Source organism: 'Fragaria x ananassa' phyllody phytoplasma, from assembly GCF_018274325.1.
Classification (GTDB): domain Bacteria; phylum Bacillota_I; class Bacilli_A; order Acholeplasmatales; family Acholeplasmataceae; genus Phytoplasma.
The window spans coordinates 25,167-47,068 of sequence record NZ_JAGVRH010000004.1; the positions used below are offsets into that span (position 1 = coordinate 25,167).

General features: G+C 23.5%; 21 protein-coding genes and 4 tRNA genes. 8 read left to right on the top strand and 17 right to left on the bottom strand.

Annotated features, from left to right (window positions below; genetic code table 11):
- Positions 1-15 precede the first annotated feature (15 nt).
- The 5 genes from J8J04_RS03140 to J8J04_RS01700 all read left to right on the top strand — a co-directional run bounded on the left by J8J04_RS03140 (position 16) and on the right by J8J04_RS01700 (position 4,042).
- Positions 16-1,227, top strand: a complete 1,212-nt coding sequence (locus J8J04_RS03140; RefSeq protein WP_225885816.1) for a DEAD/DEAH box helicase — start codon at positions 16-18, stop codon at positions 1,225-1,227.
- Positions 1,228-1,237: 10 nt separating this feature from the next.
- Complete coding sequence (locus J8J04_RS03145; RefSeq protein ID WP_225885817.1) at positions 1,238-1,468, top strand: hypothetical protein; 231 nt, start codon at positions 1,238-1,240, stop codon at positions 1,466-1,468.
- A 63-nt stretch (positions 1,469-1,531) separates the two neighbouring features.
- On the top strand, positions 1,532-1,798 hold the full coding sequence (locus tag J8J04_RS03150) for a hypothetical protein (RefSeq protein WP_225885818.1): 267 nt from the start codon (positions 1,532-1,534) through the stop codon (positions 1,796-1,798).
- 51 nt (positions 1,799-1,849) lie between these two features.
- Positions 1,850-2,398, top strand: coding sequence for a hypothetical protein (locus tag J8J04_RS03155; RefSeq protein ID WP_225885819.1), 549 nt, complete (start codon positions 1,850-1,852; stop codon positions 2,396-2,398).
- Between the two features lie 330 nt (positions 2,399-2,728).
- Positions 2,729-4,042: a hemolysin family protein gene (locus J8J04_RS01700; protein ID WP_212331428.1), complete on the top strand. Its 1,314-nt coding sequence runs from the start codon at positions 2,729-2,731 to the stop codon at positions 4,040-4,042.
- Positions 4,043-4,129: 87 nt separating this feature from the next.
- On the opposite strand, the gene pth is transcribed toward J8J04_RS01700, so the two are convergent.
- The 17 genes from pth to J8J04_RS01785 form a co-directional block, all read right to left on the bottom strand.
- Positions 4,130-4,696 (bottom strand): aminoacyl-tRNA hydrolase, encoded by a 567-nt coding sequence (gene pth / locus J8J04_RS01705; protein WP_212331430.1) that lies wholly within the window; start codon positions 4,694-4,696, stop codon positions 4,130-4,132.
- A 216-nt stretch (positions 4,697-4,912) separates the two neighbouring features.
- Complete coding sequence (gene rbfA, locus J8J04_RS01710; protein ID WP_212331432.1) at positions 4,913-5,257, bottom strand: 30S ribosome-binding factor RbfA; 345 nt, start codon at positions 5,255-5,257, stop codon at positions 4,913-4,915.
- 3 nt (positions 5,258-5,260) lie between these two features.
- Entirely contained in the window at positions 5,261-7,102 is a 1,842-nt protein-coding gene (gene infB, locus J8J04_RS01715) for a translation initiation factor IF-2 (RefSeq protein WP_212331434.1), read from the bottom strand.
- A 63-nt stretch (positions 7,103-7,165) separates the two neighbouring features.
- Positions 7,166-7,423 (bottom strand): YlxR family protein, encoded by a 258-nt coding sequence (locus tag J8J04_RS01720; protein WP_212331436.1) that lies wholly within the window; start codon positions 7,421-7,423, stop codon positions 7,166-7,168.
- Between the two features lie 8 nt (positions 7,424-7,431).
- Positions 7,432-8,505: a transcription termination factor NusA gene (nusA, locus tag J8J04_RS01725; protein ID WP_212331438.1), complete on the bottom strand. Its 1,074-nt coding sequence runs from the start codon at positions 8,503-8,505 to the stop codon at positions 7,432-7,434.
- Positions 8,506-8,813: 308 nt separating this feature from the next.
- Positions 8,814-10,658: a DUF2779 domain-containing protein gene (locus tag J8J04_RS01730; RefSeq protein ID WP_212331441.1), complete on the bottom strand. Its 1,845-nt coding sequence runs from the start codon at positions 10,656-10,658 to the stop codon at positions 8,814-8,816.
- A 140-nt stretch (positions 10,659-10,798) separates the two neighbouring features.
- Positions 10,799-11,251, bottom strand: a complete 453-nt coding sequence (gene smpB, locus J8J04_RS01735; protein ID WP_212331444.1) for an SsrA-binding protein SmpB — start codon at positions 11,249-11,251, stop codon at positions 10,799-10,801.
- Between the two features lie 130 nt (positions 11,252-11,381).
- The gene (locus J8J04_RS01740) at positions 11,382-11,927 is read right to left on the bottom strand and encodes an inorganic diphosphatase (RefSeq protein WP_212331448.1); all 546 of its coding nucleotides are present in this window, start codon (positions 11,925-11,927) and stop codon (positions 11,382-11,384) included.
- Between the two features lie 91 nt (positions 11,928-12,018).
- On the bottom strand, positions 12,019-12,750 hold the full coding sequence (locus J8J04_RS01745) for a TrmH family RNA methyltransferase (protein WP_212331451.1): 732 nt from the start codon (positions 12,748-12,750) through the stop codon (positions 12,019-12,021).
- 102 nt (positions 12,751-12,852) lie between these two features.
- Positions 12,853-14,139: a tRNA uracil 4-sulfurtransferase ThiI gene (thiI, locus tag J8J04_RS01750; protein WP_212331467.1), complete on the bottom strand. Its 1,287-nt coding sequence runs from the start codon at positions 14,137-14,139 to the stop codon at positions 12,853-12,855.
- 299 nt (positions 14,140-14,438) lie between these two features.
- A complete protein-coding gene (locus J8J04_RS01755) occupies positions 14,439-15,119 on the bottom strand; it encodes a hypothetical protein (protein WP_225885820.1) in 681 nt (226 codons plus the stop codon).
- A 403-nt stretch (positions 15,120-15,522) separates the two neighbouring features.
- Positions 15,523-15,597, bottom strand: a tRNA-Trp gene (locus tag J8J04_RS01760).
- A gap of 18 nt (positions 15,598-15,615) precedes the next feature.
- A tRNA-Leu gene (locus J8J04_RS01765) sits at positions 15,616-15,698 on the bottom strand.
- Between the two features lie 35 nt (positions 15,699-15,733).
- Positions 15,734-15,808, bottom strand: a tRNA-Gln gene (locus J8J04_RS01770).
- Positions 15,809-15,830: 22 nt separating this feature from the next.
- Positions 15,831-15,906 (bottom strand) — tRNA-His (locus tag J8J04_RS01775).
- Positions 15,907-16,936: 1,030 nt separating this feature from the next.
- Positions 16,937-17,359, bottom strand: coding sequence for an HIT family protein (locus J8J04_RS01780; protein ID WP_212331469.1), 423 nt, complete (start codon positions 17,357-17,359; stop codon positions 16,937-16,939).
- Between the two features lie 109 nt (positions 17,360-17,468).
- Positions 17,469-18,083, bottom strand: coding sequence for a hypothetical protein (locus J8J04_RS01785; RefSeq protein WP_212331472.1), 615 nt, complete (start codon positions 18,081-18,083; stop codon positions 17,469-17,471).
- Positions 18,084-18,579: 496 nt separating this feature from the next.
- Between J8J04_RS01785 and J8J04_RS01790 the strand changes: the two genes are divergently transcribed.
- The 3 genes from J8J04_RS01790 (at position 18,580) to J8J04_RS01800 (ending at position 21,565) form a co-directional block, all read left to right on the top strand.
- The gene (locus J8J04_RS01790; RefSeq protein WP_308705535.1) at positions 18,580-19,155 is read left to right on the top strand and encodes an IS3 family transposase; all 576 of its coding nucleotides are present in this window, start codon (positions 18,580-18,582) and stop codon (positions 19,153-19,155) included.
- Between the two features lie 135 nt (positions 19,156-19,290).
- Complete coding sequence (locus J8J04_RS01795) at positions 19,291-20,799, top strand: HsdM family class I SAM-dependent methyltransferase (RefSeq protein WP_212331488.1); 1,509 nt, start codon at positions 19,291-19,293, stop codon at positions 20,797-20,799.
- 13 nt (positions 20,800-20,812) lie between these two features.
- Entirely contained in the window at positions 20,813-21,565 is a 753-nt protein-coding gene (locus tag J8J04_RS01800; protein WP_212331491.1) for a hypothetical protein, read from the top strand.
- Positions 21,566-21,902 lie beyond the last annotated feature (337 nt).

A 21,902-nucleotide genomic window follows, 5' to 3' on the forward strand; every position in this document is an offset into this window, starting at 1 on the left:
GAAAGGCCATTAAAATTGATAGCTCAAGTTATTATAGAACTTCCAACTTCTGCTTTAAATCACTATTTTGATTATTTAGTTCCTGAAAAATTCATCCCTTTAGCGAAAAAAGGAGTGAGAGTGATCGTTTCTTTTGGAAAAAATAATTCACAACATTTAGGTTATATCGTTAATATAACAAATAAAAGTATTTTTGCTAATAAATATTTGATTAGTGTTTTAGATGAACAACCTTATTTTAATGAAGAATTATTTTTATTGGCAGAAGAAATGTTAAAAACCCCTTTTGTTCTGAAAACTTTAGTTTATAATACAATTATTCCCAAAGAATTTTTAATAACTTATTTAAAAGAAATCACCATCATTAAAAGAGCTTTGATTCCTAAAAACATCCAAACTTTGATTCCTCAACAAAATAAATTTTTGTTAAACACTAATAATAAAATTTTACAAGAATTACAAAAATTATCACAAAAAGGAATTCTTAAAATTCAAAATATTTTAAAAACAACTAAAAAAGTGAAAACAAATATTTGTTATAATTTAAATCCAAAAATAAAATCATTAAGCCAATTAAATTTGACTCCTAAGCAAAAAGATTTTATTCTTAAATTATCTTCCTTGCAACAATATTTAAACCATAATCAATCTGTTCCATTACATAAAATAACAATATTAAGAAAAGAAGCACTCCTTTTAACTTCTTCAAATATTATTAATAAATTACTCCAACAAGAAATTCTTTTAAAAAGTACTAAAAAAATAGATATATTTTTGAAACATCATTTTAAACCTTTAGAAGAAAATAAAAAAATTATCTTAAATGAAGAACAAAAAAAAATATTACAACAAATTAATTTAAAAAAATATCAAACTTATCTTTTGCATGGTAAAACTAGTTCCGGAAAGACAGAAATTTACTTAAATTTAATAGCTAAAATTTTGAAACAAAAAAAGCAAGTATTATTTTTAGTTCCTGAAGTTATGTTGATAGCTCCTTTAATACAACGTTTAAAAAGTAAATTCACTATGACAGAAATTGCAGTTTTACACAGTTATTTAACTCCTTTGCAAAAACAAGATCAATTCAATAAAATTAAAAATCAAAAAGTACAAATTGTTTTAGGAACTAGAAGTGCTATTTTCGCTCCTCTTAATTATTTAGGAATCATTATTATCAACGAAGAACATGATGAATCTTTGTTAGAAAAAAAAGTCTCCTTATGATGCCAAAGAATTGGCGCAAATTAGAGCTAAATATCATCAAATTCCTTTAATATTAGGAAGCGCCACGCCATCTTTAGAAAGTTACCATCAAGTTTATCAAAAAAAATATCAACTGTTAAAATTAACCCAAAGAGCTTTAATTAAAACTTTTCCACCAATTCAATTAATCGATATGAAAGAAGAATTAAAAAAAGGTAATTTAGAACCATTTTCAAATTCTTTAAAAAAAGCTTTAAAATAAACGTTAGCTAAAAAAGAACAAGCTATTTTTTTTATCAACACTAAAGGTTTTTCTCCTTTTGTCTTGTGTCGATTTTGTGGTCATGTTCCTAAATGCTATAATTGCAATTATAGTCTTACTTTTTATTACAAAAACAATATATTAAAATGTAGTTATTGTGGTTATAAAACACCTTTTAAAACCGAATGTTCTTGTTGCCAAAAAAATACAATTAAAACTGTAGGAATAGGGATTGAATATATTGAACATTATTTGAAAAAGAATTTTCCTCAAGCAAAAATAATTAAATTTGATTCAGATAACATAAAAAAAATTTCTCAATATAAGTGATTATGGAGTGATTTCCAACTAAGAAAAGCTGATATTTTACTAGGAACGCAAATGATAGCTAAAGGTTTAGATTTTCATCAAGTAACTTTAGTAGGTGTTTTAATGGCCGATGCTCTTTTAAAAATACCAAATTTTAAAGCTTCTGAAAAAACATTTCAATTGTTAATTCAAGCCGCTGGGCGTTGCGCTAGGAAAAAAGAAGGAAAAGTAATTATTCAAAGTTATAATTTAGAACATTTTGCAATTAAAAGAGCAGCTCTTTATGATGAAAATAACTTTATTCAACAACTGTTAGAAGAAAGAAAGATCACACAAAATTTTCCCTTCGGTTATCTTAGTAAGATTTTAATTGCTCATTCTAATTTTCAAAAAACTTTTAAGATAGCGTTTCGCATTAAAAATATTTTAGAATACAATTCCCAGCAAAAAATAAAAGTTTTAGGACCTCTTTTATCATTAACACCTAAAAAAAATAATTATTATCGTTGTCTGCTAACTCTTAAATATCAAAAATGGCCTTTAAACCTAAATTTTATCATATCTCATAAAATAAATCAAGACGCTTTTATTTTTTTTGATCGTTTTGCCGTTTTATTATAAAAATAATTGTTTTTAAAATATTTTTTTGATAACTACAAATAAACATAGCAGATGATTAAAAGGTGTAAAAATAACAAGCTCACCACTACAAAACAATAACTATTTTTTTATATTTGCGAATAACGAACAATTGTTTTTTTTAACGCAATTGACATTTTTCTTTATTTATGCTATACTTAAAATAGTTATTATAATATAATTATATGTAAAAGTGAGGTTTTTTTTAAAATAAATGGACGATAGTGATAATATAAAGTTGCTGAAAAGAGGTATTAATTTACAAAAATTGTTGGTAATTATAAAGCAAATTAAAAAGGTTATTTGTTTAACATGCCTATAGTATTATTATTGATTATTTTAATTTTATTGAACTCTTTTTTTGCTGCTAGTGAAATATCTTTTATTTCTACGAATGAAAGCAAAATTGAGTTAGATGTTAAAAAAGGCAATAAAAAAGCTTTAAAAGTTAAAAAAATTAAAGAAAATCCAACTACTTTTTTATCTGTTATTCAAATAATGATTCATATTATTACTTTTTTCCAAGGAAATGTTGTAACATCGGGTTTTTTGAACAAAGGTGATTCATTGCAATTAGGAATCATTACGGTTTCTCCTAAAATACAATATGCATTAATGAAGATATTAATAATAATAATTTCTATTATTTTTGGAGAATTAATTCCTAAACGTTTAGCTATGCATTCTCCTGCTAAAATTGCTTATTTTTTTGCTACTCCAATATCATTTATTGCTTGGATTATTACTCCTTTGGTTTGGGTTTTAACCCAAATAAGTAATCTTTTTTTAATGATATTTGGAATAAATCCTAATAAAAATAATGTGCAATTGTCAGAAGATGAACTTCGTTTAATCTTAGCATCAAGTTATCGTAAAGGTGTTATCGATAAAAATGAAAACAAAATGATTCAAAATATTTTTGAATTTGATCATACTATTATCTCAGAAGTTATGCGACATCGTACAGAAGTGATTGCTCTTAATGTGAAAGTCAACAAAGACAAAATGCTTGAAATCATTAAAATAGAAAAGTACACTAGATTCCCTATTTATGAAAACAATATTGATAATATTATAGGAGTACTTCACGTTAAAGATGTTTTTAAATATTTAATGTTTTCTAATAAAAGTCAAATTTTTAATATTAAAAATTTTATTCAAAAACCTTATTTTGTTCCTGAATCAAAAAACACTAGTGAATTATTTCGAGAAATGCAGTTAATGAAAATACATATGGCAATAGTAATTGATGAATATGGTGGAACAGCTGGAATTGTTACTTTTGAAGATTTAATTGAAGAAATATTGGGAGAGATTTCAGATGAATACGACAAAGATGAAGAAATGATGATTAAAGAAATCTCTTCAAATGAATATATTGCTAATGGTTTTTCTAATTTAGAAGAAATCGGAGAAGTTATTAAAATTGATTTCAATACTGAAAATTATGATACTTTAAGTGGTTTTTTAATAGGCCAATTAGGTAGATTCCCAAAAAAAGATGAAAAAATTAAAATTAATTATAAAGGTTATCAATTTGAAACTTTACAATATAAAGATAAAGTGATTTCTAAAATAAAAATTAGTAAAAATAATCTTTTACCAAAAATAGAAATAACAAATTAAAATAAAAAAACAAAAAGCAAATATTTGTACAAATATTTGCTTTTTGTTTTTTTATATATTTTTAATCATTAAAAAAATATATAAATATTAATTTTTAGAATTATAACAACTCATTAAAATATTAAAATCAACCCCTTTAATAAATTTTTTAATAATATCAAAAATACTATCAATCTTTTTATAAATATGATTTTGACTTGAAAATTTCAATGAAGTTAAAAGATATTTATCCAAAGCAACATTTGAATCATAATCAACACCTATTTTTAATCTTTTAAATTGTTTAGTTCCACAACAATTAATAATATTTCTTAAACCATTATGCCCCCCATGACCTCCTTGAGGTTTTAATTTGATTTCCCCTTCGGATAAATAAACATCATCAACAATTACTAAAATATCTTCTATTTTAATGGAATATTTTTTTAAAATAGTGCGAACTACTATTCCAGACAAATTCATATACATTTGTGGTTTTATTAAAAGTGATTTTTGAGTCCCTATAATAGTTTGAGAAATATGTGATTCATTGTTTTTTTCGATAACAGAATGCTTGTTTTGTTGCAAAAAAAAATCTAAAATATCAAAACCTACATTATGACGTGTATTTTTAAATTTTTCTCCTGGATTGCCTAAACCAATAATAATTTTCATTTTTGACCTTTTTTATTTAATTTATGTGAAAACATATTTAATTACTTTAATATAAATATCATTTTTTTGGTAAATAAAATTAGTAATAATTAATAAATTCCAATAATATACAAATAATAAGAAAAAAATAATAGTTAAAAAAAAGGGGAATCACATTTCATAAGAAAAATTTTTATATTTGATGTTAATGATTGAAAACTTTTTAATATAACAAAATTATTTATTAATATCTTTTAAAATGCTATCTATATGACGACCATAAGATAAAGATTGATCATATTTAAATACTAAATCAGGTATTTTTCTAAAATTTTTAATTTTTTTAGCCAATTCCATTCTAATAATAACTTTATTTTGGTTAATGGTTTCTTGAGTTAATTTTAAAATATCTGGAGCATCGTTTAAAATAGTATAATAAACATTAGCAAAAGATAAATCTTTAGTCACTTGAACATCAGTTAAATTAATATAACCTATTTGCTCTTCTCGAATAATTTCATTGATTAAAACTAATTCTTTTTTAATAATACTAGCCATTCTTTCAGCTGTTGTTACAACCATCTTTTATTCCTCCATTTTACTTAATTTAGATGTTTCTATGATATCATTAACTTTAAAATCATTAAAATTATCAAGTAAAATACCGCATTCATAACCTTGTTTTGAAACTTTAATGTTATCTTTTAAATGTTTTAAAGAAGTGATTTTTCCTTGAAATATTATTTCACCATTGCGAATCACTTTAGCTAAATCATTATGATTGATAATTCCTTGAATAACATAACAACCAGCAATATTACCAATTTTGCTAATGCTAAAAATTTTTCTTATTTCAGCTTTTCCTGTGATAACTTCTTTAAAAGTCGGTTGCACCATTTGTTTTAATTGGTGTTCAACATCTTCAATAATGCGATAAATTACATTATGAACAATTATTTTAATTTTTTGATTTTGTGCTAATTTCAAGATTGAAGTTGTTATTTTAATGTTAAACCCTATTAAAAGACTTTCTGATGTTTGGGCTAAGGTGATATCTTTTTCAGTGATTAACCCTACTGAAGCACGCAAAAGATTAACTTTCAAATTAGATATTTGAATTTTTTGAATCATATCCTGAATTGCTTCTAAACTCCCTTGAGTATCGGTTTTTAAAACAACATTTAGCTCTTTAGGTTTATCATCTTCTAGATTTTGTAAAATACTTTCTAAATCTTGAGGAACAATTGTTTTTATTAAGGATTCTTTTTTTTGAGCTTTTACTTCGTCTACTATTTGACGGGCTTGTTTTTCATTTAATACAACATAAAAAACATCTCCTGCCTGTGGCACTTCTTTTAAACCTGAAATTTTAACAGGTTGAGAAGGGAAAACTTTTTTTAATGGTTTTTTGGATTCATTTTCCATAGAACGAATTTTAGCATAAGTACTACCAACAACTACAATATCTCCTATTTTCAAGTTACCATCACTTACAATAAACGTAGCGACAGGACCTAAAGATTTATCTAAACTAGCTTCAATAACTGTTCCTTGAGCTTGTTTTTGAGAATTAGATTTTAAATCTTGAAGTTCGCTTAAAAGTAAAATCATCTCTAACAATTTATCAAGGCCTTCTTTTTTAAGGGCAGAAATAGGTATATAAGGAGTTGTTCCTCCCCATTCTTCAGGCAATAAATCAAAACTAGATAATTCAGTCATAATTTGCTTACTGTTATTATGAGGTTTATCTACTTTGTTAAGGGCTACAATAATAGGAATTTTAGCTTTTTGAGCGTGCTTTAAAGCTTCAACAGTTTGAGGTTTAACACAATCATCTGCAGCTACAACTAAAATACAAATATTAGTTATTTTAGCTCCTCTAGCTCTCATTTTATCAAAAGCTTCATGACCAGGAGTATCAATAAAAGTAATTTTATGTTTTTGATATTCAACTTGATAAGCCCCTATATGTTGTGTAATACCGCCATATTCTTGGTCAACAACACGTGTTTTACGAATGGCATCTAATAAAGTTGTTTTCCCATGGTCAACATGACCCATAATAGTTACAATAGGGGGTGTTTTTTCTAAATTAGCATCATTTAGGGTTGTTTTTGTTGTAGTAGTAGAATTTGCTTTAAGTCCAGTTTGATCTAAAAATTGAATATCACATTCTTTAGCTAAAATTTGGATAATTTCTTTGTCTAAAGTTTGGTTAATATTGGTTTCTACCCCTAATTTTAATAATTTTTTAACTAAAACAGCACTAGAAATATTAAAAGATTTAGCAATTTGGGCCACAGTATCTTGAGGGTTAAAAAAATATTTTTTTGTAGTCGTATTGTTTTGCAAAATATTTTTTTTTTGAGAAACTGTAGATTTATTTTCGGAAGAATCAGATTTATTTTTTTTGTCATTTAAATTCATTTGATGCCCCTCCTTTTATTGTTATTTTATTGGTATTTGAGATAAATTAAATAAGATAAATTATTAATTTTTTGATGTCATAAAATGAAAAAGTATTTGATAAATTTCTAGTGGAACTGAAGTTTTTAATTTTTGGTCCAAAAGTTTCTTTTTTTGAGCTACAAGAACATATTGACTTTGAAAACTCAAATAAGCTCCTCTTCCTTTTAACTTTTGTTGATAATCAATTGTAACCTTGCCGTCTTTAGAAGCGTTAATTCTAATCATGTCACGCGGGTTATGAAGCTTTTTAGAAACTATACATGTTCTTAAAATTTTCATTGATAAATCTATATAATCCCTTCTTCTTGAGCTTGAGATAAGCTTTTAATATCAATATTCCACTTAGTTACTTCAACAGCTAATTTAACATTTTTTCCTAATTTTCCGATAGCTAAAGAAAGTTGATCATCTGGAATAATAGCCAAAGCATATTTATTAATATCATTTTTAATGATAACATTAATGCATTGAGCAGGTTTAAGAGCATTGCTAATCAATTCTTCAGGGTCTTTACTCCATTTAAATAAATCGATTTTTTCGCCTTTTAATATTTTAACAATATGTTTAATACGTTTGCTATTAGGACCAATACAAGAACCAATTGGATCTACTTGAGGATCCTCAGAAGACAATCCTATTTTAGTGCGTTCTCCATAAATACGAGCGATTACCATTATTTTAACAATTCCTTCTTGAATTTCTGCAATATTTTCTTCAAATACTTTCACAACTAAACCTATATGATTATGACTTACAAAAATTTTAGGCCATTTTGTTGTTTTTCTTACTTCTGATAAAAAAACTTGAATTCTTTCGCCAACATGTAAAAGATTATTAGCAGAAACTTCTTTTTTAGGTAGTAAAGTAGTTATTTCTTTTTCTAATTCTAAATTATAAAATTTTTCATTTTCGGAAATAATTTTAGCGCTAATTAATTTTCCCTCTTGCATTTTAAAAAAATGATAAATATTTTCTCTTTTTTTTTTGGTTAACTCTTCGTTAAATTGATTTTTGAATTCCTTAATGGCGTATAAATTAAAATCTTTGGGATCAATTTTAATATCGATTATTTGTCCCACTTTGGCATGTGGTTTAATTTTTTGAGCTTCATTTAATTCAATTGGAGTCCACTCTTTTAAATTAACGGTGTGAATGTTTGTTTCATCAGTTACTAAAAATTGTTTATACAAAAGAATTTCATTTTTATCTTCTTTTAAATGCAAACGACAACTTTTAACACGATGGTTTTTTTTACAACCAGAAACTAAACCTTTAGCAAAAGCATCAACAACATCGTTTTTTGGTAAATCTCTTTCTTGAACTATTTTATCTAAAAGCTTAAAAAAATTTTTACTAATCAAATGTCAAACCTCCTAATGTATCATATAGTCAATGCTTTTTATCTTTATAAAAATAATTTTAACAAAAAAACAAAATCTAGCACAACTTTGAAATACAAATTGAAATAAAATAAGATATTAAAATTAAAAAAAGTAGTAGCTTAAATAAGTACCACTTTTATTTTCGAAAAATAAAACACAACTCATAACTTTATTATATCATTTAAAAAGAATAAATAATAATTTTTTATGCATCACTTCAATAAAAAAATTAAGTGAGGATTTGTTTTTTTAAGCAATTAAAATTGATTTTAAGTTTGATAATTAAATTAAACAACAACATCTTTAAAAGTAAGGTGAGGAAAATTATGATTTTGATTTTTGATTTTTAAATTTTTTAAAATTTCTACCATGACCCAAGTATCTTGTTGACAATAACGTTGTAAAGCTTGATATTGCAATTGAAATTGTTTTTCAGGGATTAAAGGTAATTGAATATAAGTTAAAAAAGCTTCGATACCATTTTGGATAACAAGATCATCGTAAGAAAAATTACAAAACAAAGGAGCTACTTTTTTAATGGAAAAAGACCCTTGTAAACAATGATGATAAAAATTAATTCCTTTTGCTTTTTCTTTCGATAAACCTAATTTTTGATAAAAATTAGAATTCCCTTTTAAAAGGTCTTTAAGATCAAAAATTCTGGTAATTAATTTTTCTAATTGTAAACGATATTCTGGAAATAACAAAGATAATTCTTTTAAACGGCTTTTTTCAAAAGACTGATGATAAACAATAATAGAGCCACCATCATCTTTAATGGCGTTGATTAACTTTATAATTAATGTTTTACGATGATCTTGATGATTAGGGGCTAAAAAAGAAACATGATTTAATTCTTGATGACATGAATTGGGAGTTGTTTCAATGTGTAAAGAAAATTGAAAAAGAGAATGACTATAAGGTTTTTCTCCAAAAAATCTAGGAAAAGGACATGGAAAAGATTCGAAATCTAAATAATAAAGAGGGTATTTCAAAGTTTTAAGACCTAATTCAATTTTATCAAAACAATAATAAGGGAGTTTAGTTGCTATTACTTTTTGTTGAATTCGGTTATCCAAGCGATGAAGATAATTAATAGGTACATCTAGCGCATGATAATATTTTTGTTCAATTAATTCTTCTAAATGATATTTTTTTTGACCATCGCAAAAACCATGGTGATGAAAAAAATAGGTAAAAATGCTGTTTTGAGGAGGAATTTTTTCATAAAAAATTGAAATTTTTTCAGTTAAAAAATGAGATTTAGTTAAATTTGATTGGTTTTGATTAGATAAATGAAAAGTTAAAACATCGCTATCTTGTTCTAATATTTGCTGTCCTTGTTCGGTTATAGAAGTTAAATCAATAAAAACCATTATATTAGGGTCATCAAAAGAATTATAATTATCATTTTCTAACACATAATCTGAATTAAATACAACTAAATAATATTTTCTTTTCTTCTTTTTTTGTGCTGAATTAAGGCTATTTTCAATAACTAATCTTTGATAAGTTAAATCATATATATATCGTCCTTCTTGTGAATAAGGATTTATTATTTTTTTTATTTTATCTTGATACAAAGAGTTAGTGATATTATCTTCAAAAAGATAAGGAGTTAAAAAATTTGAGGTTGCTTTTTGAAAAAAAGGATATTTTTGACCATTATTGTGTTTAAATTGTAATTGTAAAAATTTTTGACTAGTGGTTGCTTTAGTTTCAAAAATACGAATAGTTGTTTCATCTTCTTGATAACCATCTAAAAAACAATATAATTGATGTTCTTTTTTTTGCATTTGAAACTTTTTTTGTTTGTGTGTTTCCAAAGAATAAATAATATTTCCTGAAAAATTATTTTTAATATATCGACCTAAAAGTATTTCTAATTGTTGATAATAAGGTTTTATAATTTCTAAATGTTTTTCATTTAAATTCGTTGTTTTTTGATTTTTATCATTATGTATTTGTGATAAAAAACTTATTTTTTTATCCAAAGTCTCTTCATTCATTAAAACTTTTAATTCATTAGAAAAATCTAACAAAAATTGTTTTTTATTTTGATAAATTGTTGTGTATTTTAAATATTTAAGCATTTTTAAAAATTTAATAAAACGAGTTTTTGAAATATTCATAATCAACTTCCATTAATTTCTAATTAGATTAGATAAATTTTTAAGTCAAGTGATAAATGTTTTTAATTTTTTTTGATCTTTGCTAACTTTTCATACAAACACCAAACCAAAATAAATAATAGTTAATTCAATAAACTTTGCTATTGGTTAATCTTTTTTAAAGTTTTTTGAATTAATAAATTAGCATCTTTATTTTTTAAAACATTTCGTTTATCATGTTTTTTTTTACCTTTAGCCAACACAATTTCTATTTTTACTAAATTTTTGTTAAAATAAACTTTTAAAGGAATCACTAAAAATCCTTGAGTTTTAATTTTATTTTGAATTTGGATAATTTCTTTTTTGAGTAATAAAAGTTTTTTGATTCTATTTTCATCATATTGCAAGCAACAACTAAAAGGGTATTTTAAAACAACCATATTAACTATAAAAATCTCTTGATTTTTAACATAAATATAAGAATTAGTGAGATTGATTTTTCCTAAACGAATTGACTTAACTTCACTTCCTAATAATTGAATCCCTGCATGATATTTTTTTTTCTCTAAACAAAAATCATGAAATGCTTTTTTATTAGTAATTATTGTTTTCATAATCAAAAAATACACTTTCTTACAAAAATTAAAAGGGAGTCAACATTTAATGCCAATACTTATTTAGTTATAAGTTTACTTAAAGGTACATAAAATAACTAAAAGTAATTGTTACAATTAAAAAATAAAATTACGCTTTTTTTAAATTTGGTTTAATAATTTGTTGATAGCAAAGAATACTTTTTTCAATCACCAGTGAAGCTGATTCTTTTCCTTTGATATTTTCAATAGTTACATTTTTATTTTCTAATTCTTTGTAATGTTGAAAAAAATGCTTTATTTCGTTTAATAAAGGATTAGGAATATCTGTTAATTCATGGAAATGTTTCCAAAAAGCATCAGCTATTGGAACTGCAATAATTTTATCATCTAATTCATGGTTATCAATCATTTTAATAACACCTAAAGGACGACATTCTAGTAAAGTCATAGGAGCAAGGTTTTCTTGAGATAAAACTAAAACATCTAAAGGATCATTATCTTCACAATGAGTTAAGGGGATAAAGCCATAATTAGCGGGGTATCTGAAGGAAGTATTTAAAAAACGATTTAGCATTAACATTCCTGTTTCCTTATCGATTTCATATTTTTTTTTACTTCCTTGAGGAATTTCAATAACTGCAATAAATTTGTCTTTTGTAATTCTTTTAGGATTAATGTCGTGTAATATGTTCATTATTTCAACCTTTTTATTCTTTCTTTTTTTTACTTCTTTTTTATTTATTTTTGTTTTTTTAAATATTTTAATTATATAATAAAAATTAATCTTATAAAAGATACATCAAAATACTACCAGCAACTGCTACATTCAAACTTTCTACTTGTTGAGTTTTAATATTTAAACAATAATCAGCAAGGGTTATTACTGGAAAAGAAATACCTGATCCTTCATTTCCTAAAATTAAAATTTTTTTTAAATAAGATTTAGTCTTTTCAAAAGAAATATTAGCTTTTTGATGTGGCAAAGTGATAAAAACTTGATATCCTTTTTGTTTAGCTTGTTCTAAAAATATTTTAATTTGGCCTCTTTGCAAAACAAGGTTAAACAAAGACCCTTGACTAGTTCTAATGGTTTTTTCATGATAAAAATCAGCACTATGAAAACTAAGAAAAATTTGATTAAAACCAAAAGCAACTGCGCTACGCATTAAAGCACCAAGATTTGCAGGATCTTGAATATCTTCTAATACTAAAATTTTATTATGAATCAAATCCAATTTAGGTGATAAAGTGAATTGACAAAGGGCTATTTGATCAAAAACTGTTTTGGTTTGAGATAATTCTTTCATTAATTCAGGAGCAATAAAAATCCCTTTTTTGGTATAAGAAGATGTATAAATCTCTATAAAAAAATTGTTTTTGTTGTTATTTTGTGCTTGTTCAGCTTGTTCAATTAAATGATCACCATATATTAAAAATTGTTGATATAAATCACGATATTTTTTTAATTTTAACTTTTTTAATTTTTTAAAAATAGGATTTTGTTTAGAAGTAATCATTTAATTTTCCTTTTAAATAAATCTTATTTCAGTGAAACTAATAATTTTGGTGTTAATAAATTAATATTAACGCAATTTGTTGTTTTCATTAAGTTTGCGTGTTTATTTTTTTAAAACCATTTTTTGATTTGAATTTTGTTGACAAAAATTATCAATCGCTTCTTGAACATCAAAAACACCAAAATCTAAAATATTAAATGATGAGTTTTCTTCAATTTTTAAAGTAATTGTTTTTTCTAAAATAATCTTTAATAAGTTTTGATAGTCAAAAAATCGCTCTTCTCGTTCGATTTTAAAAATATTAGGTTTAGTTGCAGGTGATTTAGGTAAATAAAGAGTACAACAATCTTGAAAAGGGCGAACAGAAATGTTAAAAGTGTCAATATGTTTAGCAATTCTAATGATTTCACCTTTGTCCATGGTAATCAAAGGTCTTAAAATATTGATATTAGCAATTTGATCAATAGTTTGCATGCTTTCTAAAGTTTGACTAGCTACTTGTCCTACTGATTCTCCATTAATTAAACATAAATGTTTGTTTGCATGTGCGAAATTACTGGCTAAATGGTACATCATTCGACGCATAATATTAATAATATAAGGATCAGAAACCTTTTTACTTATAATTTTTTGTAAAGATCTAAAAGGAACCAAATGCAATTTTATTTGATTGTTAAAAGAATAACGACTTAAAATTTTTGTTAAATCAATAACTTTTTGAACTGATTCTAAAGGAGTTAGGGGACTTGATTCAAAATGAACTAATTCTACTACAATTCCTTTTTTCATTGCTAAATAAGCAGCTACTGGAGAATCAATCCCACCGCTTAAAAGCACTAAACCTTTTCCAGTAGAAGAGTTAGGAAAACCTCCTAAAGCTTCTTTTTGATCATCATTGCAATAAAGATAAACTGTTTCTTTTCTAATTTCAATATTTAAAATTATTTGTGGTTGTTTAACATTAACATGCAATAATTTTGTAAAAGGTTCTAAAATCAAAGGGGCAATTTTTTGAGTTAATTCCATGCTAGTTAAAAAAAAACTTTTATCTTTTCGAGTGACTTTAATTTTAAACAACGTCCGTTTATTAATTTTTTCTTTTAGTAAAGAACAAGCTTGTTTTACAATGTTAGCAATATTTTTTTGAGCTTGAGTAGCTATTACAAATGAAGAAATACCTGATACATAAGATAATCTTGTTAAAATTTGTTTTTCTAAATTTAAAGGATAATCTATATAAGCATAATCATATTTAATTTGCAAATCGATATTATTTAAGTCTTTTGTTTTGTTATGTAAAAGTTTTTTTAATTTTTGAATAAAATATATTTTATTTTTACCTTTTAAAAACAATTCTCCAAAGCGTATTAAAATTCTTTTGTTATTCATGGAAATAGCCTCACCATTAGTATGATACATTAATAAATTAGCATTTTTATAATATATTTGTGTTTTTGAAATTAAAAATAATAAATAACATCAGCTTCTTAATAAGGTGATTTAAAAAATAAAAGATAAAAAAAATTAATTTTTCACCTTCTTATTATAACATTATAATATTTTTCAAGATAACTTTTTTCTTATTTTTGAATTATATTTCTGTATAATTTTGTAATTATAAAAATTAAAAAACCACCACTTTATCAAAAAAAGTGATGGGTATTGTTAATAAAATATTTCAAAAATATTTATTTGTTAAGTTGTTGATGTTTTTGTTGTACTAAAGCTTTGTTAATGTGTAAAAAATCTTCTGGATTGACATATAATATACGATCATCTGAACTATAATAAGTTTTTTTCGTATCGTCTTTTAAAATTTCAAATTGCATTTCTTCAACATTAGTTAATTTTTCTAAAATTTGTCTTAAGGTTTGAGGTATTTCATCCAAAAAATTTTTAGGTGGATTATCATAAAGTCTTTTTTGATTATCTTCTAATGCCATCATTTTTTGTTTAATTTCTAATTCAAACAATTTTTGATTAAAATATGTTTCCATCATTTTTTGTTTCATTTCTAATAAATCAGTTTTTGATGTATCGTTTTTTTTATTATCCATCATTTCTAATAATTTTAAATTAATTAAACAATTGGAATCAAAATCTTTGTTATTGATTAAAATATTTGGTAAATGACTTGAATTATTCCCACCACTTTTGCTTTGTGATTGTTTATTTTTTTTAGAGTGATTAAAGACTGCAGCAAGGGAGAAGTTAATGCGATAAATAAATACAATTATCTTAATAACTAATTTCCCTAAAAGAAATATCACAACCGGGAAAAAAACAACAATTAAACCAATCATAATCGCTAATTCCTGTTTATTATAATTTTTAATTTTATTAATAACTTCGAATATTAAAAGTAGCAAAAAAAATTACTCCTATTCAAAAGTATTTATTATACTTTACGATTTTACTATACAAGAATAACACAATAACATACAAGTAAAATCAATTATTTTGTTCCAATAACCAAATAAATTTTTAAACCTACAACTTTATTTAATCAAAAAAAAACAAAATTGTCAATTATTTAATGCAATATTTTTAACTTTTACTTCTTTTTTTAACTATTTTACTCCTTTTACCATTATTTAGAAATTAAAAAAACTCCAACAATAAGTTTCTGTTGGAGTTCAATAAGTTTTATTTTAATATGATTAATGAAAATAAAAAAAATTACCCATATAAAAAACTCCTTTTATTTTAATTAATAATGATTATTTGATAAATATTTTATAATTAAAAAAATAAAATTATAATATTTATTAATGGCAGGGATATCAGGATTCGAACCCGAACGAGCGGTTTTGGAGACCGTTATGCTACCGTTGACATCATATCCCTTTGAACAAATGAGGTTTATGGTACGGGTGACAGGATTTGAACCTGCACGCTACAAGCGCTAGATCCTAAATCTAGTGCGTCTACCATTCCGCCACACCCGCTTAATTTTGATTTTATTAATTATAAAATTAAAAAATGGCAGACCCAGCTGGATTTGAACCAACGAATCACGGAGTCAAAGTCCGTTGCCTTACCACTTGGCTATGGGCCTTAAATATAATATTTTGTTTTTTTGGGGCGGCTGATGGGAATCGAACCCACGCATATCGGCGCCACAAGCCGCCGCGTTAACCACTTCGCCACAACCGCCAACTTTTATTTTTAATGTTTCAACAACATAAAATATTATACCTTTAATTTGTCTTTTTGTAAAGTCTAAAAAAAACATTTTATACAAAAAAATAAAAAATCAAAACAAGGAAAAAGAAAAAATTATTTTTTTTAAAAAAAGTGTTTTTCTTATCCGGTGTCATTTTTGTGGAGGTTATCACTAAGGGTTTTATTGTTTCTATGACTTTGTCAATTAATGAATTGATTTTAAGTTGTTTTTTATCATTGTTGTTATGAGTAATGGAACTTCTTATTAAGAAAGTAATAAAGATTCTAATAAAGTTATTTTATATACCAAAAAAACTTTATCTTTAATTATAGATTTTTTAATAAATGTTTTAACTGCTGTTCCAGTTTCTATTCAAATTGTATTATTTTATTATGTCCTAACAATATTAAATCAATTTTTCAAAGATCAATATATTTTAGTTATTTTTTACACTGGAATATTAATTATTATTGCAAATGTAGGATTTAACTTATCTAAATTATTGTGTACAGGCATATTAAGTATTTAAATCGCCATCAAATTGAAGCCGCTCATGCTTTAGGAATGAACGACAAGCAAGTATTTAAATATATTATTTTAACTCAAATCCTTCAACAAATCTATCCTTCTATTTAGGATCAGTTAATAATTAATTTAAAAACAACGGCTTTTTTCAACTTAATTTGTATTTCAAATCTAATTTAACAAGTTAACAAAAACGAAGCAATAAACTTAAGTTTAACTATTCCTTATATTACTGTAAGTGTAATTTATTTAATGGTAATTAATGTTATTTATATAATTAATCGCCGTTATAAACAACTATTAATCAAAAAAAACAAATTAAAATATCATAAAATTTAATATAAAGAAAAAAATAATTATAAAAACAAAACTCCTTCATTAATTAATATATAATAAGATTCCTATTTTAATAAACAATAAATCAAATATTAATCATGAAAAAAAATATAGAAACATAATTAAATGATGTTTTTTGATATAACAAAAATATCTTATTTATTTTTTATGCCAATTTTTAAGAATAGTATTTTTAATATTTTCATAATCACTTACTGTTAAACTATTCATATTATTAGATGTTTTAATTTTAATTTCATTTTTATCAAAACGAGGAATTAAATGAACATGATAATGAAAAACAGTTTGTCCTGCAATTTCACCATTGTTATTTAATAAATTAATTCCTTGAGCATGAAAAGAATTAATCAATACTTTACTAATTTTATGAATAATTTTAAATAAATGTGTAAAAATAGCCTCAGGAACATCTGTAATATTTTGATATTCTTTTTTAGTTACAACTAAAGTATGACCTTTGGTAAATTGAGTAATGTCTAAAAAAGCCATTACTAAATCATCTTCATAAATCACATAACTAGGTATTTGTTTTTGAATAATTTTTGTAAAAATAGTTGACATAAAAACCTCTTTTTATTAATAATTTTTATATAAATAACTTATATTTTTTTGACTAGTTGGATCAAAAAAAGATCATCTTATTAAGATGATCTTAAAATATATATTTTATTTATTTTTTTGTATTGGGCGAAATCAAGTTACAATCATCCCAATTTTGATTGATTATATGTTCCCATTTAATCTTTTTTTGATTTAATAAAAATGTTATTGCATGAAAAAAACAATATCCATCTGATGCCGTATCACTAGAGATATTAATGAAAAAATGATTTCCATTATTTTTTAAATTTAAATCAATAGTTTCTTTATCAATAAGTTGGATTGTAGAACACAATAAAGGATGATTATTAATTATTAAACATATTTTTTGATTTAACTTTTCGGATAAAAAATCTATAGTTCCTTGAATCAAAGGAGTGCTTGCTGTTGATAAAGTCCCATTTAAAACATTTTCTTGAAATAATTGGGGATCTCCTTCAAAAATATTTTGATAATCTTCGTTCTTTTCTAATAACCCTTTTTTAAACTGGTTTAATCCTAAATATGCTAATTTTTGAACAAGCATCCAATTTTTTTTACTTAATTTTGAGTTTGGTTGTTTAATAATTGGCAATTCTTGCGTTTTTGAAACAAAATGATTTTGGTATGTATAAAGCAAAAAAATACATATCATCAACAACAAACAAATAAAAATGGTAATATTTATTTTAAATATTTTTTTCATTTTTTAATAATTATGACCTCAATTCAATCATATTATAACATTTTTAAGCCATAATGTGAATATAAATAAACATATTAGAAGATATAAAATATAAAAAATATAATAAATACAATATTTAAATCAAATTTCAATTTATTTAAGTTAAATATTACATTTGTAATTAATTATTATAGTTTATTAGCTTAAGGTAATAAAATAACAATTATAAAAACAATTTTTATAAAAAATGTTATAATATTTCAAATAATTTATAAACAAAATAAGCATTTATTTTGGTGATGACATTTTTTATAATTAATCATTTAAATTAGTGTAAATACTCAATTGAGGTGTTCCAAAAATTTAGACACTTTTTTTCTTTTCAAAGACTAAAATAATGTTCATATCTTTTCAAATATTTTTGGAAAGGAATAAATATTAAGGCAAAAATTATTTAAAGTTTTTTTAAAAAATAAAAAGTGTCTAAATTTTTGGAACACCGCAATTATCTGAAAGAATCAAACGCAAACCTCAATATTATTATGATTTAGCTATTAAAAAAGAAAATAACTTAAAAAAACTTCTTCAAAATAATTATGAAGCGAAGCATTCATTAGAAAAATTATGTACTGATATCACATATATTCCTTTTGGAATTAATAACAAAAAATTATTTGTAGCAGCTGTGATGGATTTACATAACCGCGAAATTATTAGTTATAATATTTCTAAAGTTGCAGATATTAATTTCGTCTTAGATATTTTAAAAAATATTCCTAAATTAAAAAAACCTTGTATTATCCATTCTGATAGAGGCAGTGTTTATACTTCTAAAAGATATCAAACTTATTTAAAAGACAATAATTTAATTGCAAGTTATTCAACAAAAGCAACTCCAAGTGATAATGCATGTATGGAATCATTTTGGGGTAATATGAAACGCGAAACTATTCATTATAAAAAAATGCAAAATCTTAATGAATTTCAAGTTAAAGAAATTATTAATGATTATATTAAGTATTATAATACTTATCGAAAAATAAAAGTCTTAAACTATTTATCACCTTTAGAATATAAAAATATTAATAAATAAATGATTAAATTTCATGCCCTCAATTAAGGAGGCAATTTGTGTTTTTGAGAAAAAATTATATTTTTTTTCTTAAAAAGTATTGTTTTTATCTAATGTCATTTTCGTGAAACTTATCAGAAAGAGGAAATTTTTAAAATGCAACATCATTTGTTAAATAAAGATATAAAAAAATATTTAAATAAAAGTTGTAATTTTAAACAAAAACAAAGTTTAAAATCCATTTTCTGCAATTTCAAAAGAACTAATAAAAGAGGGGTTGTTTATACGCCTATTTTTATTGTTAAAAATATGCTGGCAACAATTGGTTATTTAAGTCAAAATATTTTAAAAAAACATATTATTGATAATTCTTGCGGCGAAGGCGCTTTTTTAATTGAAATAGTGAATAGATATATTGAAAATGCTAAAGAAAAACAATTAACAGAAATAGAAATTGCAAAAGATTTAGAAATTTTTATTCATGGAATTGAAATCGATTATTTTTCCTATACTATTTGTATTAATAATTTAAATCAAACGTTATTAAATCATGGCATACAAACACCTGTAGCTTGGGATATTATTAATGGTGATGCTTTAGAAATCAAAAAATATAATTATTGTATGGATTATATTGTTGGCAATCCACCTTATATAAGAATTCATGATTTAAACTCTAAAACTAATTATAAAAAATATACCTTCGCTTCTAAAGGTATGTATGATCTATATTTAATTTTTTTCGAATTAAGCATTAAAATGCTGAATAATGATGGCCGAATGATTTATATTTCACCTAATTCTTATTTTACTTCAGCTTCAGGTTCTAAATTTAGAAAATATTTAATTGAAAATAAATTATTGAGTAAAATAATTAACTTAGGGCATTTTAATCCTTTTAAATTCGTAACCACATATCCTTGTATTACTTTAATTGATAAAAATAACCAAAATGAAGTTATTAATTATTATGAATATGATGAAAAAAAATTATCCAATAAATTTATAGCTAAATTAAAATATATTCATTTTTTTCTTAATGGCGCTTTTTATTTTAGTTCCTTAAAAAGATTAATAAATTTTAAAAAAATTACAACAATAGATAAAAATCCTTTTTTAAAAATTAAAAATTCTGTTTCTACTAATTTAGATTCTTTTTTTTATAATTCAAATTATCAAGGTGAATTTATTCGTTCTGCTTTTAAAATTTCAACATTTAAAACAACTAATGTTTTTTACCCATACAATAAACAAGGAATTTTAATTCCTTTAGAAAAAATTAAAAAAAATAATCCTACAATTTATAATATTTTATATCAAAATGAAAAAAAATTAAATGCAAGAAGTTTGCAAAAACAAAAATGGTATGAATTCGCAAGAACACAAGGAATTTTAGATATCGAAAAAGAAAAAATAGTTATTAATAATATAATTAAAAATTTAGAAACCATTAAATTTAAAATCCTTTCGCCAGGTATTGTTCCTTATAGTGGTTATTATATTTTATCAGATAAATATGATTTTGAATTTATTAAAAAAATATTAATAAAACAAGATTTTATTGAATATTTAAAAATACTCGGAAAGGCAAAAAACGGCAAATATTATTTTTTTTCAACAACAGATTTACATTTATATCTTTCTTATCAAATTTCACAAATTTAAAGGATGATTCAAAATGACAAATAATTTTAATGAGGAATTAATACAAGAAATTAAAATATCGTTTAAATTTGCGGTATCAAAAAACAATAATAATAGAAGCAGTCATAAAGTAAATAATATTCACAACACAATTGCGAAACATTTAGAAAAATTGCTCGGTAGTGAATACAACATCGTAACTGAAACTATAAGCAAAACCACACACAATAAAAAAGACAAAAATACAAAAATTAAAGGGAGATATAACGAAAAAAAAGTAGATATAGCAATTAAAAGAAAACATGATAATAAAATAATCTCTGGTATTGGCATAAAATTCCCGTTAAGTAGTTTTCAGAAAAATAAAAATAATTATTTTGAAAATATGTTAGGTGAAACCGCTAATATTCGAAGCAATAATATTCCTTATTTTCAAATAATGATTTTACTCCAACAAATACCTAATTTTTCCAGCAAAAAAGGACCAATTTCTTTTACTATTGTAGATGATAAATTAATGGAAAATTATGTTACTTTGTCAAAAGATAATATAACATCTTTTTTTCATTCTCCTTTAAAAACTTTGATTTTAATATTAAAAGATAATATAAAAAAGGAAAATCAACAATTTAAAGATCAACAAGAGTATTCAAACTTTTATAACAACAATCCATTTACATTTACTTCTTCTGAATTTGATACAATTAAATTTGATTCGGGAGTTATTTTAAATGAATATTCTAGTTTCATTGAAAAAATTTCTTATCTAATAAAAGGTTTTCAATAAAAAAATCAATTAATAAATAAATGATTAAATTTAATGCCCTCAATTAAGGAGGGCAATTTGTGTTGACTTTTTATTCTTATGGTTAAAAAAATGGTTTTCATTGAACAACTATAATACCTCTAAAACACATTATTTTGCTCCTATATGACGTTTTAAACTAAAATTAGAAGACCCCCACTAACTATAAATATAACCTAATTTAAAGGTCAATATTTTGAGTTTTTATTTTTTTCATTAGTTAATTTATTTTCTTAATCTATATTTTTTAGATAATTACGTAAAAAAATTATTTTATTTAAATTTTAGTATTGACAAGAATCTAATATATAAGAGTATA